Annotated in this window: 16 protein-coding genes and 1 pseudogene; 7 read left to right on the top strand and 10 right to left on the bottom strand. The window is 46.1% G+C overall.

All coding sequences use genetic code 11. The features are described from left to right. Positions 1 to 784: IS110 family transposase (locus tag IPG80_RS15765; RefSeq protein ID WP_345108620.1), on the bottom strand; the 784-nt coding region annotated here is incomplete at its 3' end. Between the two features lie 1,082 nt (positions 785 to 1,866). Beyond that, positions 1,867 to 2,025: pseudogene (locus tag IPG80_RS15770) on the bottom strand (IS110 family transposase); the annotation flags it as partial. A 449-nt stretch (positions 2,026 to 2,474) separates the two neighbouring features. Between IPG80_RS15770 and IPG80_RS15775 the strand changes: the two are divergent. Further along, positions 2,475 to 2,735 (top strand): DUF1905 domain-containing protein, encoded by a 261-nt coding sequence (locus tag IPG80_RS15775; protein ID WP_345108623.1) that lies wholly within the window; start codon positions 2,475 to 2,477, stop codon positions 2,733 to 2,735. Positions 2,736 to 2,772: 37 nt separating this feature from the next. Here the strand turns inward: IPG80_RS15775 and IPG80_RS15780 are convergent, their stop codons facing one another. From IPG80_RS15780 to IPG80_RS15790, 3 genes are all read right to left on the bottom strand, one after another. Beyond that, entirely contained in the window at positions 2,773 to 3,462 is a 690-nt protein-coding gene (locus tag IPG80_RS15780) for a HAMP domain-containing sensor histidine kinase (protein WP_345108626.1), read from the bottom strand. 233 nt (positions 3,463 to 3,695) lie between these two features. Then, the gene (locus IPG80_RS15785) at positions 3,696 to 5,195 is read right to left on the bottom strand and encodes an acyltransferase family protein (RefSeq protein WP_345108628.1); all 1,500 of its coding nucleotides are present in this window, start codon (positions 5,193 to 5,195) and stop codon (positions 3,696 to 3,698) included. 236 nt (positions 5,196 to 5,431) lie between these two features. Further along, a complete protein-coding gene (locus IPG80_RS15790) occupies positions 5,432 to 6,439 on the bottom strand; it encodes a LysM peptidoglycan-binding domain-containing protein (RefSeq protein WP_345108630.1) in 1,008 nt (335 codons plus the stop codon). Positions 6,440 to 6,538: 99 nt separating this feature from the next. Between IPG80_RS15790 and IPG80_RS15795 the strand changes: the two genes are divergently transcribed. Further along, positions 6,539 to 8,035, top strand: a complete 1,497-nt coding sequence (locus IPG80_RS15795) for a methylenetetrahydrofolate reductase C-terminal domain-containing protein (protein ID WP_345108634.1) — start codon at positions 6,539 to 6,541, stop codon at positions 8,033 to 8,035. On the opposite strand, the gene IPG80_RS15800 is transcribed toward IPG80_RS15795, so the two are convergent. Next, on the bottom strand, positions 8,032 to 8,586 hold the full coding sequence (locus tag IPG80_RS15800) for a pseudouridine synthase (RefSeq protein WP_345108636.1): 555 nt from the start codon (positions 8,584 to 8,586) through the stop codon (positions 8,032 to 8,034). The two genes, IPG80_RS15795 and IPG80_RS15800, sit on opposite strands and share 4 nt — an antisense overlap. A gap of 69 nt (positions 8,587 to 8,655) precedes the next feature. Between IPG80_RS15800 and IPG80_RS15805 the strand changes: the two genes are divergently transcribed. Then, on the top strand, positions 8,656 to 9,456 hold the full coding sequence (locus tag IPG80_RS15805; RefSeq protein WP_345108639.1) for a hypothetical protein: 801 nt from the start codon (positions 8,656 to 8,658) through the stop codon (positions 9,454 to 9,456). A gap of 23 nt (positions 9,457 to 9,479) precedes the next feature. Continuing rightward, positions 9,480 to 10,106 (top strand): RNA methyltransferase, encoded by a 627-nt coding sequence (locus IPG80_RS15810; RefSeq protein WP_345108642.1) that lies wholly within the window; start codon positions 9,480 to 9,482, stop codon positions 10,104 to 10,106. A 6-nt stretch (positions 10,107 to 10,112) separates the two neighbouring features. Here the strand turns inward: IPG80_RS15810 and IPG80_RS15815 are convergent, their stop codons facing one another. Continuing rightward, a complete protein-coding gene (locus IPG80_RS15815) occupies positions 10,113 to 10,982 on the bottom strand; it encodes a GDSL-type esterase/lipase family protein (RefSeq protein ID WP_345108645.1) in 870 nt (289 codons plus the stop codon). A 21-nt stretch (positions 10,983 to 11,003) separates the two neighbouring features. After that, positions 11,004 to 11,651 (bottom strand): YgjV family protein, encoded by a 648-nt coding sequence (locus tag IPG80_RS15820; RefSeq protein ID WP_345108648.1) that lies wholly within the window; start codon positions 11,649 to 11,651, stop codon positions 11,004 to 11,006. Positions 11,652 to 11,808: 157 nt separating this feature from the next. On the opposite strand from IPG80_RS15820, the gene IPG80_RS15825 reads away from it, so the two are divergent. Then, positions 11,809 to 12,003, top strand: a complete 195-nt coding sequence (locus IPG80_RS15825; protein WP_345108651.1) for a PspC domain-containing protein — start codon at positions 11,809 to 11,811, stop codon at positions 12,001 to 12,003. Between the two features lie 56 nt (positions 12,004 to 12,059). Here IPG80_RS15825 and IPG80_RS15830 read toward each other — a convergent pair whose 3' ends face one another. Continuing rightward, a complete protein-coding gene (locus IPG80_RS15830) occupies positions 12,060 to 12,245 on the bottom strand; it encodes a LysM domain-containing protein (protein ID WP_345108654.1) in 186 nt (61 codons plus the stop codon). Between the two features lie 161 nt (positions 12,246 to 12,406). On the opposite strand from IPG80_RS15830, the gene IPG80_RS15835 reads away from it, so the two are divergent. Both IPG80_RS15835 and IPG80_RS15840 read left to right on the top strand, forming a co-directional pair. After that, complete coding sequence (locus IPG80_RS15835; RefSeq protein WP_345108657.1) at positions 12,407 to 12,778, top strand: hypothetical protein; 372 nt, start codon at positions 12,407 to 12,409, stop codon at positions 12,776 to 12,778. A 136-nt stretch (positions 12,779 to 12,914) separates the two neighbouring features. Next, entirely contained in the window at positions 12,915 to 13,505 is a 591-nt protein-coding gene (locus IPG80_RS15840; protein WP_345108660.1) for a hypothetical protein, read from the top strand. A 119-nt stretch (positions 13,506 to 13,624) separates the two neighbouring features. Here IPG80_RS15840 and IPG80_RS15845 read toward each other — a convergent pair whose 3' ends face one another. Next, complete coding sequence (locus tag IPG80_RS15845) at positions 13,625 to 14,176, bottom strand: hypothetical protein (RefSeq protein ID WP_345108663.1); 552 nt, start codon at positions 14,174 to 14,176, stop codon at positions 13,625 to 13,627.

Raw genomic sequence — 14,176 nt, forward strand, 5'->3', positions numbered from 1 at the left:
TATCTCGCATCATTGCATTCAAGATCGTTAGGAACTTCCGCATGCACGCGGTCAGAGCTACCTTCTTCACCTTCCCCCTTCTCAATAATTCCTGATACTGTGCCTGGATCAATGGGTTGTAGCGGGTCGCCACCAAGGTCGACATATACAGCACGTTCCGCACTTCCACACGCCCTCCCTTCGTCTTGCGGTAGCCGCGCTTCTTGCCACTGTCCGCATTCATGGGTGCCAAGCCCACCAAGGCGGCAATCTTCTTGCGGTCTAGTTTTCCAAGTTCTGGTAGCTCAGCCAACAAGGTTGTTGCGGTAATCCGTCCCACCCCCTTGGCACTCGTCAGGATCTGCTCCTGTGCCTGCCACTCTTCATTCTCTTTCATGAACTGATCCAAGTCCTTTTCCAGCCGTTTGATCTCTTCCTTCAACGTCTCGATCATCCGCTCCACCGAGGGTCGCATCTTGGGCGGGACCGTCCGCAGGCGGCTTTTTTCTGCTTTCAGCATCTCTTCCAGCTGTCTTCTCCTCACCAAAAGCGCGGATATATCCCTGCCCGCCTCACTTTTCGCTTCGAACCGTCTTGGTTTCATTTGTTTCCCAAACTCTGCCAGGTTGAAGGCATCCAACTTGTCCGTCTTGGCAAAGAGTCCACTCGCTCGGGCGTATTGTCTCACCCGCGTTGGGTTGACCACGGCGACCAGTAACCCGGCTTCGTACAGTCCCAGCACCACTGCCCGCTGATATCCCCCCGTCGCTTCCACCACGATCAGCTCCGGGTTCAGGGTTTGCATCTTCTTGATCAACCTAGCAATCCCAACTTCATCATTCCCACTTGGCTGGCTTTCTTCTCCCCAATACCGCTATATCTAACTTATCCTTCGCGACATCGATCCCTACGAACTTTCCACTACTAGTTGTCATTCCTGCCTCCGCTTTGTATAATAGGAGTTGATCCCACGCTAGTATACGGTCTTCAAGACCCTGCAACTGTTCGGGATCACCTGACGTACTGGACATGGCGATCCTGCTGCACGACGGTCTTACCTGACGACCTACCTGACATCGATCTGCCGTGTCCACTCTTAAAGATACTACCTGACGCTGGGGATTCTGCGCACATCCCAAGCAGTTTCACACGCCTTATCATTTTTCTGGTTGGACGGCTTCGCCGTCCCCGCCCCAGCGCAGGTATCCCCTATCGGGGACGAGCCGCAAACCGTTGGAAGGCACAACCATAATGCGTCCCAACCTAATAAAAGGTAGAATTCACACAATGCAAAATATACTCTTGGTTGTTGGATCTCCAGCCTCAGGAAAGAGCACCATCTCGCAGGCTATTGCAACGCGAAGCGCAAAAGGTGTACATATTCCAGTCGACGACCTTCGGACAATGGTACGAGGCGGAGTCCTCCATCCAGGACCAAATTGGACACCAGGTTTGATTCATCAACTTAAACTTGCACGGCAAACCGCAACAGACATGGCTTTACGCTATCGAGAAGCCGACTTTTTTAGTCGCAATAGATGATTTCTGGGATTCGTTTTCGCAATTGCAGGAGTACACTACACTCCTCAATCAGCCAAATGTCACCCCAATTATTCTCAAGCCAGAGTTGTCCGTTGTCCTAGCCCGCAACCATGCTCGCAATCCTCCATCAGAGTTTCGGGAACATATGGACGACGGCATTAGAATGATTTATGTGGATCTGGACAAGCAAGAGTCTGTGCTGAAGTCGCAAGGTTGGCTTATATTTGACACATCGAATGACACAATAGAATCATCGGTTGCTCGAATTCTGACACTACTTGAAACTTCTACAAGTTGAACATAAGCACTTAATGGATATAAATAAAAAGGAAAACCCAGTCCCGTTCAGGCAGTCACCGTCTGCCTGAACGGGACTTTGTCTCGCATTATTGCGTTCAGGATCTTTAGGAACTTCCGCATACATGCAGTCAGAGCCACCTTCTTCACCTTCCCCCTCCTCAATAATTCCTGATACTGTACCTGGATCAATGGGTTGTATCTCGTCTATTTGTTTTGGTAATATTTTGGCTATTTTTTAACCTCTAAGGAATGTATCAAGACAAATACAGGTCATTATACAGATGCAGGATAAATAGACAACACCCCAAAAGCGTGTACAAGAAAAAAATAACAACATCTACCTGCTTTCGTGATACTGCCTGCCCGGGTTATCATTTCCAGCACTACTTCGTTCTGCCTTGTCAGATTCTTTTTCATCCAACTTTCCAGGTTCGACAGCTCAACCCTGCGTGCAGGCACGACCAATCCAAGTTTTCATCCACCTCAACCCGATCAGGTAATGTTTATGCACATCCATTTCTATTCCCAGAGGTATATTCTTGATTATTCTGGCTTACCCGCCGGAATAGCACGAACAAGAGATTTACGGCGAATATAATATAATGCTTGCATTTAAAGAACCTATCTGGATATAGAAAAGGAGCTTCTCTTCAATGAGCATTAAAGAATTTAACACAAAGATCCAGAAAGAGGGAAAATTCACCTTTATAGCAATTCCGTTTTCGCCGCGCGATATATGGGGTGCGAAACCACGCTATTACGTCACAGGAACAATAAATGGTCACCCAGTGAGAGGTTGTCTCGGCGCCTCAGGACACGAATACTTTTTACGACTGAGCAGTACGTGGATGCGCGAAAATAAAGTCGTTCTTGAAAAAACCGTACATGTGCAACTCTCATCAGAAGACCGGTGATAGACTGAAAGATCAATCGCTGCACAATAACCAACCATTAGGTTGGTATCGTAAAGAAGAATGAACTTCCTGAATCTTTCTTACTCTCAAACCAGGTCTCCCCATCATGCAAGTTGATGATATTTTCGACGATCTTCAACCCCAAACCAAAACCCAAACGTGGATCATTTTTATCTTCGAGAATCGTCTCGAACGGCTCAAAAACTTTATCCTGATCTTCCTCAGAAATGCCGATCCCTGTATCGTGAACCTCGAACAAGATGCGATCAGGTTCTTGCTCCACGCGAAGGGTAACAATGCCTTTATCCGTAAACTTAACTGCATTGTGAATGTAGTTTAATAATGCCTGTGTCAATCGGGTGGGATCACCTTCAATAACAGGTAGGTCATCTGGAATATCTTCTTCAACCGTAATCCCTCCCTTGTGTTCAGCTAATTGATCCGCCATCATCAACACGCCTTCCAGTAAAGCATGTATATCTACTTCTTGAATATCCAGCTGCATACGACCTGTCACAGATTCGGCATAGTCCTGAAAATCGTTCACCTGGATCACCAGTGGCATAAGCGCTGCTTTGATATGCTCAATGGGTGAATCAGGGATATTGATGTAATCTTCCAATTCGTCTATTCGGTACAGATCATTAACCTTCGCCTGCACTTCGGCAAGTCCTTTGTGCAAGTGGCTGGACATCTTATAAAGAAATTCACTTTGATTCTCGGTCACAGTTCACTCCTGAAAGCCTGTTTTATATAGTTCGTATTAGCGTCCATGTAAATTAAGTACATACTGCCATGCTCAACGATCCTGTCACCATCGATATCTACGATTTTATCCGCATTGATGATGATATATAAGGACGAAGAAAGGCAACAGAGCGCATTAGGGTTTTCAAAATCGGGGATTTTTGGATATCAAAGCAGACGTTTGATAATTATTCGCCGGTAAATAATGAAGGGTCAAGGTTTAGGCGAAACCCCAGGCAAAATGGAAGTCCGGAAGCGAAATAATAGACGTACCGCAACGGATCCAGTAATCACAATTAGAAAATCCACCAAAAAGATACTGCGCGGAAAGTTTTCAGAAAATCCAGCGTGAAAACCCAGGTATCCAATAACAGTAAGAATTAACGACTCCAGTAGTGCAGAAATAAAAACAGGACGAATTGATTGAAAAATAGAACTTTGGCGCAAAACAGATTCATCGTATATGCGAAAAACTATCGCTACTGCGATTCGCAAGAAAAGAGCAGCCCAAAGCAACAATCGCACCAACGTCCGATAGGATAAATAGTCGCGCCCATCACCAAACCTAAGATAAAACGAAATGAATATAGATGAACCAAAAATAATCAGATCAATAAAGAAAAGCTGCGCATTAATTTTCGGCAAAATTTTCTTTAATCCATTTCGGATCGGAGTATCTACATACAGATACATTACCAGCCCGATCACCGTCACCATAGGAACAACCGCAACAGAAAAAATCCATTCCGGGTTTGAAACCGTGGAATTAAAAAGTTTTTTTTCGAAAAACCAGATCACCGGGATGTGCAAGATGTAAATGGCGTATGATGCCTCACCCAGGTTAACCAGCCAGGGATGCTGCAAGGCTTTTGAGAGCTTTGATTCGTCTAAAGCCAATGCAATGATAAAAATGACCATCACGGGGGCGAGCAATCCTGCCATGGGCTGCAATTCACGCGGCATGGATGGGAAGAAATTCATACTGACGATCAAATAACCCAAGGAAAGAAATGCGCTGCCTGCCAACAATGCCCACTTCAACCCGGCAGTCGCTTGTTGATGTTTCCCCTCGCGAACGTACCAAATGCCTCCCACGGCACCCAGGATAAAGGAATTCAAATGAAACAAAGGAAAGTACAGCACAAAATGACGCTGTGTTTCAAAATACCCGATCCAGAGTACTTGATACACCACCTGACTCGCCGCCCAAAAAGCCAACCCGCCCCAGATCAATTTTTTCAGAGATTGCCGGTACGCCCATATGGTAAAGAAGGGGAAAATGAAATAAAAAAAGATCTCAACCGTTATTGACCAGGCAGGGTAATTAAAAGATTGGGCGTATGGTGGGTACCATGCCTGTAATGCCAATAGATTCACCAGTATCTTCTGTGGCTTAACCCTGAGAATGGTATCGAGATAATAAACGCATGTCAATAAAAACGCGATCAAGTAAAGGGGGTAAATACGAACAAATCGCGACTTCCAATAAGTGATTATCTCGAATTTTTCGGAAGGACGATAATAGACCAAGGACATGATAAACCCCGAAAGTACATACATGTACCCTACAGCCGTAGTTGCCGATTTTATCAACGCATCAAAAAATGGGATATTCTGCAGGAATGCTTCATAGACACCGCCGTATCCATGATAAAGCACAATGAACAAAACCATTCCAAATCGGATGAAGGTCAGCTGATCGAGTCGTTTCATATGATCCTAATCACTAGAAGTTATCTCAAAAATACCTTGTCACCCTGAGGGAGCGTTTTTTGCGACCGAAGGGTCTCTTACATTGGGGGTAGAGATCCTTCGCTATCGCTCACGCGTGCCTGCTGCACGGTGCAGGCAGGATGACATTTTTGAGACAGGTTCTACTTATTTTACATCTAAAACAGAGCTGCAATTTCAGCCCTGTTTTAGATTTTTAACAGCGGCAACGCGGCAAGTTAGGGTGTATCAGTAGATGCCGGACGGTCTTGATTGGTCATCTTTTCTTTGCGCTTGCCTAAAAAGGAAAGCAATCCGGCTGCTGACAAAGCAGCAAGTGTAATCGCTCCAACTGCCAATCCCCCGCTTCGTAATGTAGTGGGAGGAGCCGGCAAGGCTGTTGGTGTTTGGGTGATGGTCGGGGTGACGGGTTTGGTGGCGGTCGATGTCGGGATGCCAAGCGTGGCAGTGACTGGTACAAGCGATGGCGTCGGCGTTTCCGTCCATACCGGACGAATCACCAAACGTTGTCCGGCAAAGATCTCATCAGTAGCAAGTCCATTCAACAGCTTAAGTTCCTCAATGGTTGTATCATACAGTACGGCAATGCTCCATAAAGCTTCGTTCTTTCTAACATCATGGAAAATTGCGCCGTCTGGTAATGCCGTATTTGGGTATACCGTCCCTGTAAGCGGGGTCAGCAATGAAGCGGCAACTGACGGAACAGCCGTCCTGGCTTCACCCTCTGTGCCAGCCACTAGAACGTAATATGTAATGCCATTGGCAGCAGTAATTCCAACGCCAACATCTTCAAAATCAGCTGAGAACAGAGCAGCTGAGTCTGCGGTATTTGCCTGCCAGGCAGAAAGTACTTCATCATCTGAAACCGCAGAACCGGAAAAGATTGCCTCGGCAAACGAGCCGCCTGCGGATAAATTTCCTGCAACTGAGTATCCAGCTGCCATCGCACGCTCATAAGGACGGCGACCTTTATCATCAAAATGGGTCAGCACGCCCGTGCTTGCTATATATTCCACATGGTCCTGTGCCAGCGTCATCAAAATCTGATTCTGCTTATACGGCACAAGCCCTTTCGCCTGACGAAGCGAATTCGCTTTTTCGATTAACTCAAGGGCAGAGAGGTTGGGCGATAATTGTCTAGGCTGAGCACCCACCTGCTCAGACGGGAGCAAGGCGAGGGTTAAAAAAAGAAGCGGGATCAACATCCCAAAAAGGTAACGTTTCATTGGTCAAAATTATACCCGCCCCGCATTTTACACCTTCCCAAATCCAAAGAGTCGGCGGTAAAATTATATATAATATATAATTCTTAGGAGCAGCTCCCTATGCCCGGTTTTACTCCAGGACGTCGCTATCAACCCCCATTCATGCCTTTCAAACGCCAGCCGTTCAAAAAACGCGCCTTGGCGGCCATAGAACTTGCCATCAAAAGCCCATTGTTTGGCTGCCGCATGTGTGGAAATTGCCTCCTGCAAGAAACTGCGCTGATTTGCCCCATGGAATGCCCTAAAGGGCTGCGAAATGGACCTTGTGGCGGTTCTACACCCGAAAAGTGTTACGTCGATGAATCGCGCCCATGTATTTGGTATAAGATCTACGAACGTTCTTTCAAGCTAGGACGCGAAGCCTTGCTTCTAGAAGTCCTGCCCCCTATGGATTGGAGCAAAGCGGGAACAGATGCATGGAGCGATGTGTTCGCACAGGCAGGCAAAGTGGGGATTAAAAACATCGCCTCCGGTCTGACATCGGGTGAAGCGGGTTCAGTTTCTCGAACCTTAGACTCCATCTTCAAACCGGTGCGGCAGCCTGAATGGTGGCAGGGCGACGCAGAGTATCATGCACCCAAATATACAGAACCCGTATCCGAATTGGAGCGCCGCCTCAAAACTGGCGAATTTGTCGTCGCAGCAGAAGTCACACCACCGCTTTCCATCAAGACCGACAAGCTCAAAGAAAATATTGAATTGCTCAAACCCTATGTGGCGGCGCTTAACTTTACCGATAGCGCCTCAGCCATTCCTCGCATGTCTTCCTGGGCATGCAGCAAACTTGCCCTGGAATTAGGTGCCGACCCCGTCATGCAGATCACTGGACGTGACCACACTCGCGTCAATTTACAATCCAGCGCTATGGGAGCTTCAGCCTTGGGTGTACGCAACATCCTCTGTCTGACCGGCGACAGCATGACTCTGGGACCTGGTCCACAAGGGCGCATGGATATCGTGGATCTGGATGGTATTCAAATGCTCTGGATCTTGCGTAGAATGCGCGACGAGGGCAAATATCTGGATGGTCGTGAGATCAAGTTCGCGCCAAAGTATTTCCTCGGAGCAGCAGCTTCACCTTTTGCTTCGAACATGAAATTCCAGGCATTGCGCGAACAGAAAAAAGTAAACGCCGGAGCGCAGTTCTTCCAAACCAATGTCGTATTTGATGCGGATGCGCTCGATGAATGGCTGAACGAGATCGCCAAACGCGATATTCTCGATAAGGTCTACATTATGATCGGCATCACACCATTAAAGAATTACAGAACAGCCGCCTACATGAATCAAAAGATCCCGGGTGTTTTTGTGCCTGAAAAAATCCTCAAACGGATGGAAGCGGCGAAAGAAAAAGGAAATGAACAGGAAGAAGGCTTGCAGATCGCGCTGGAATTGATAGAAAAGATCAAAAGTAAGCCCGGCGTTAACGGGATTCACTTGATGGCGGTGGGCTGGGAAGAGATCGTTCCGCGTATTGTTTTAGAAGCCGGACTCGTTAAGAAGCAAGACTGGCAAATGAACGATTTTTCAATCAAGAATGCGCAAGTTCAGGCTTAACGCAATGTTCGTAGTTCGTCAGGTGTCAGGTCGCGCCAATGGCCGACAGGCAAGTTGCCAAGTTCAATATCACCGATAGCCACACGAAAGATCCGCAGGGTAAACAAGCCAACTGCTGCAGTCATGTGGCGGATCTGGCGTTTTTTGCCTTCGCGCAATTTCACGGTAAGCCAGGCAGTCGGTCCATGCGGAGTAACAGGTTTGGGACGTGGCGGCAGATTTGGGTCAGGGATGAGGCGAAATGAGGCGGGACGTGTAAAATGATCTTTGAGTTGGACTCCGCTAGAAAGTTGATTTAACTTTTCCGGAGTCGGATCGCCCTCTATCATCACAAGGTACGTCTTTTCAATATGATGAATGGGGTCAGTAAGGCGTTTGATCAAGCCTCCGTCATCGGTGAGCAGCAGCAATCCTTCGCTGTCGCGGTCCAGCCTGCCTGCCGCATAAACATTCGGTATGTTTATATGATCTTTGAGTGTCGGATGTCCGGTGCCTTCGTCTGTAAATTGCGAAAGGACGCCATAGGGTTTATTGAAGAGTATATAACGCATTCAGATCAAAATCCAATCCATCGAGATTTTCGTTGAAAAATAATATAAAATAATGGAAGAGAGAGTCCCATGAAAAATAATCATCTTATTGTAATGGCATTAATTGTTCTTACCAGCGCCTGCGTCCCTTCCATACAACCTCCAACACCGCGTCCGTTTGTTGCGGGTATTTCCTCAACAATGACGAAGAGCGTATTTGAGGCAACCGAAAGAGCCAAAATAACTCCAACGGTAACCGCAGGCAATCCAAACCCAAACATGACCGCCACTCCAGATATTTACACCAACTTTAGAGATGACTTTGATGAAAAACTCCAACCTGGCTGGGAATGGATAAACGAAGACCCGAAAATGTGGAGTCTGACTAACACCGCAGGTACACTACAGATCCAATCTGAATTCGGAGAGATCAGGCGGGGTTCTGCAAAAAATGTATTACTGCGAAGCGCTCCCCGTGGGGACTTCATGGTTGAAACCAATCTCAATTTCTCGCCTGATGAAAACGATCAGTTCGCAGGGCTGGTTCTGTTCGCGTCAGAAACTGATTTTGTTCAAGCGGGTCTTGGGTATTGCGCACCGACAGTTGGCTGTATCAAGCGCGGTTTTTATATTGATACCTATGAAGGTGGAAAACTTCTACTGCCAAGGCGCGCCTTTACTTTTAATGAAGATATTATCTTTGTCCGTCTGGTCGTTCAAAACGGGAGTCTGAGCACTTTTACCAGCCCTGATGGCAAAGTTTGGTACCGTACGGGAAAACAGGGGTTGAACTTCACCCCGACAAAGATAGGGCTTTTTACGGGACAAAACAGCTACGATATCATCATCCCTGCTTGGTTTGGTTACTTTGAAGCAACTTTATTGAAATAGTAATCCTTACGTCATACTTAGAAATGTCCATATTAAATTTTGAAATTCGAAGATGTAATTCGTGTGGTCTACGTTACCCTGCCCAGGAAGGGAATTCGTTCGGGATTCGCTGTCCGATCTGCCTTGGCGAAACGACCGTAGTACTCAAAAAGTCCATTAATGCCAGTGAGAAATCAAGGGAAAAGGACGCCCGCAAGAAGGATTTTTCTCGCGCCGTATTGCTGGATAACATCCGCTCAGCCTGGAATGTTGGTTCGATCTTTCGCAGCGCAGATGGATTTGGGCTTGATCATGCCTATCTTTGCGGCATTACTCCCACGCCGGAGATTGAAGCCGTCACCAAGACCTCGCTTGGGTCCGAGGAATCGGTTCCGTGGTCACAGCACAAGGATGCAGTGAAATTAATACAAGGGTTAAAAAAAGAGGGCTGGAAAATATATGCGCTGGAGGAGGATATGCGCGCAGGAAAACTTCACAAGCTCACACCCTCAAGACAAAATTCTGTTTTGATCCTCGGTAGTGAAATAACAGGGGTGGACCCAGATCTGCTCGACCTGTGCGATGAGATATTCTATATTCCCATGCACGGAGAAAAACGCTCACTAAATGTTGCCATCGCTTTTAGTGTGGCAGCCTTCGCACTGAGGTAATAAACGCTAAGGTAATATCTTAATGAGCGTCTTATACCAAGACTGTGTAATCAAGTCATATCCTGCCGGGTTGGGATGGTAGCCATCACTTGCCAGTGTAGCATCTTTGATAAAAATATCGCTCCCATAAAAATTAACTGTCAGGGCGTTATGCCTATTGGCAATATCTGCGATCACTCCGTTGTAACGCTGAACCTGAAGCGACATTCGGTCCAATTCTTCTGCTGTGATATTTGGATATATCTCACTACGCGTTCGCGCTGGACGTTGAGACTGGTCATCCAACTGAGCAATGATCACCTCCGCGCCCGCCTCGCGCAATGTGAAAATGATGGTGTTAATATTTCCCGAAAACCGAGCGACGTCCTGATCTTCCTTTTCGCGCGTCACTGGTTCTTCACCGGTATACAACTCCCACAGGTCATGTTCACCTGTCCAAACCAAAACAACTGAACCGCGTCTCTGCCCGACAGCAGAATTGACTTCGCTGACTGCTCGCCCCAATTGCCCCGAGAAATCTACAGTCCCATTAACCAAATCACCGGAGGTCCAGCCGCTCTGACTAAAATTTGTGATCCAGGAACCGGGTCGAATCTGGGTAACCAGTTCCAATAAGCGCCCCGGATAGCCGCGCCCCAAGTCATCTCCGTCACCACGGGTAATATCATCGCCAATGGCAACAATGCTGATCGGACCCGCAAGCAGCACTTGCGGCAAAGGAAAAGCCGGAGTAGGTGTAAACACCGGGGTTGAAGTTGGAATCGGAGTATTCGTCTCAAAAGCGGAAGTAACCACTGGGATATTCACATCTGTCGATATCTCCTGACGACAGGCTGTTAATATAAGGACTGCGATCCAAATGTAGTAATGCTTCATAGGGTCCTCTGAGGTTTCAACTTAAATATGCTCGCGAATGATGCGGGTTGGAAGTATGTAATAATACCTGCCATCTTCCTCTTGCTGAAAGCCCATACGATTTAAATAGGTTTCATGTTTTCGGCTGCCCGGTGCAGTTGAAAGACGGAGAATACCCATTTGTCGATAAAATTCAGCGCTTTCTTCCAAAAGGAATTTTCCAGCACGGAAATCACGATAGCCGGGTATGACGAAATCCAGAAAAATACGCGCCTCCTCACCTTCAGGTCTAACGACAACCAACCCCACAGGAAGCATATTACGTAAAATGAAGACCACGACCTGGTTGTCATCCGGCTTGAATTGATACGTTGGAATAAATTCAGATATTTCCCTGCGGTAAAAATCGAGAAACTTTATCAGGTAGGCGCTATCTGCTCGCACCTGCATTAAAGTGAAATAATCCCTGCGCTGCCACATACCCCATAAATTATAGATATTTACACATAGAGTCAACCCATTAAGTAACGCGATTGGAAGCGCACCGATCAACAATCCATATGTAATAAAAAAAAGGGCGCCAACCATGTTGACGATTCGTAGTTTCTGAAGGGATTTCATCGTCAACGAGAATGCGACGAGTAGGGACCCCATATAGCCGATCATTTCATAGAAAAGCGATAATTCCATTTTATTTGCCTGCCTTAAGATTTCAAACGCCGGATTATACACCTGATGAGATGGAAGGTCTTTTGAAAGTCTGGACAAATCAAATTGTACACGGCAGCTACCACTTTCTACAACCTTCCGTAATAAAGGACGTATATTTCCGCATAAGGAGATAAATATGAACATACAACGACAAGCTTTACGCAGATCAAGAAAAGACCGCATCATTGCCGGAGTTTGCGGAGGGCTAGGTGAGTTCTTTGGTATTAGTCCATTCTGGTTCCGCCTCGCCATGTTTATCGCTTTTATCCCAGGCGGTGTACCCGGTATTTTAGTGTATCTTGCCGCCATGATCATGATCCCATCGGAGTAATTAAAATAAAAAACGTCCGAAATATTTCGGACGTTTTTCGTATCATAGTATTAAACTTATCTTATCCGAATGGATTGATCTGCGTAGATATAGTTGGGGTCGTACATCGTGAAGTTGAGTAATTGCAGGTTGTAGACCGTGGTGCCATAATACCCGGCAATTATACGAAGTGTCTCACCATAAACAACCGTGTGATAAGCAGGCGCAGCTGGGATATTAAGAACTTGACCCGCATATATCAAACTTGGACTCCCACAACAATGAAAATCGCCTCATAAAAACCGGGTGTTAAACACGATCGAGACGTAACAATTTTGTTAATTGTAATCCTTGATTCAAGAGCGCTCTATTGTTAATATATCCACCTATAACCGCCAACGGATAGGAGGATTCCATGTCGTACATGTTGAATTACGAAAAAGAGGGTTATATTAAGCTCATTTATGAGGGAAATGCAAATCTAAACGACATTAAGGATGTAATAACTCAAGGGGTATTGCTTGCTCAGGAGAATAATTGCCTCCGGGTCTTAAGCGATTTTCGGAAAGCAAGCCTCAGTCTTTCCATCATGGAACTCTTCTCCATTCCGAGCAAACAAGAGGTGCAATCAAAAATGCTGAATGTGCCTTTTTACCGATACCGACGCGCCGTGGTCGTACCGGCTGGAGATTATAAAAAATACAAATTCTTCGAGAATGTTGCTGTAAATCGCTCGCACCAAGTGAGGGTATTTATTAGCTTTGATGAAGCCTCCAATTGGTTAATGGAAACATAGTGCATTCACCAGACTGGTAATCTATTGTCTTTATTTCGGACAACAATACGCATAATATTATCCATCAACATTCCTATTGTATTTTCACGTCAATACTTCAATAATAAGGTTCATCTCAATAAAACAGGAGTTAAGAATGAACCGTCCTTACACAGCAAGGGTGTTACTTTCCATTGTTATGGTGATCGCAAGTTTTGGATGCGTTACTCTCACAAAAGCTATCGCAGAGCAACAACCGCAGGCAACAGCCACTCCGAATGAAGATGCCACTGTCGCTGCCGTTATGACCGATATTGGTATTTCGCCATCCTCAGTGGCATGGATGGCAACTGTAAATGCCGTAAGCACTCAGGGATTTTATGGCAACCCAGCTGATCTTGATGGTGTATGGACTGGAACAGGCTTTACCGTTGACAACACGGATTACACCCTCGATGTGGAAATTGCAAATAACTACATTACAGATATCACCATCAATTACCCTGGATCAGGGAATGAACCTTGTTCACTCCACATCAGTGGTACAGAGAAAGAGTACGGCGTAGATTTTCTGCCCGCAGAGATCGACTTTACTGGAACAGTCTACCTGGAAGAATTTGGCGGATTTACCGGTACCTTCTTCCCAGATAATAGTGCCAGTGGCGGTATGGGCTTAAAAATAACTGACCAATCTAAAGCCGCCTGCAATGTAGAACTTATCGGCGCATGGACCGCGGAGAAAAAATAAGCAAATTGTAAACCTCAGAGGGGTTAATGGGGAATTTACAAAAAAATATGCTGCATCTTATATCTATCCAAGATGCAGCATATTTTTTTAGATGGGTTATCTGTAAGTTTTATTATCTTTTATTTTCTCAACTTTTTCCACAACACCACCAATATCCCCAATATTACAATCACAAAACTGCCATTCACGAAAAACCATTTTATAGCTGTAAATACCGGAGCTAATCTGTCAACAACGGGTGTCGTATCTGGATAACGCCAAAGCACCAGCGAAGTGGAAATATTCTCAAGAAAATCAAAGATTGCCCCTGCCAGCGGAAACAGATTCAGCAAACGCCAGGGACTTTGCTCCAACAACCCACGCGCCAACAGCCAACTGATCGACGTAACGAGAAAAAATAAATACGCAATAGGGAAGACCACATCAAACGTGAAACGCGCACGAATATAGGCAGCCCGTCCTTCTGCGCCGTAAACTTCCGCCATATGATAAAGATCTGCTGCCGAATAAATATATGAAGTATCCGGCGAGGTTCCACCACTATAAGCCTCTGCTTTTCGTGATTGCTGCGGTAGAACAAAGACCATAAAGAGAACGAAAACCACCAAACCCAGTAATGTAACCCAGCCAGTGGAGAATGAATAAAAGGAAGTAGAAATTCTCTTCAACAT

Source organism: Candidatus Villigracilis vicinus (assembly GCF_016702885.1).
In the GTDB taxonomy this organism is placed as follows: domain Bacteria; phylum Chloroflexota; class Anaerolineae; order Anaerolineales; family Villigracilaceae; genus Villigracilis; species Villigracilis vicinus.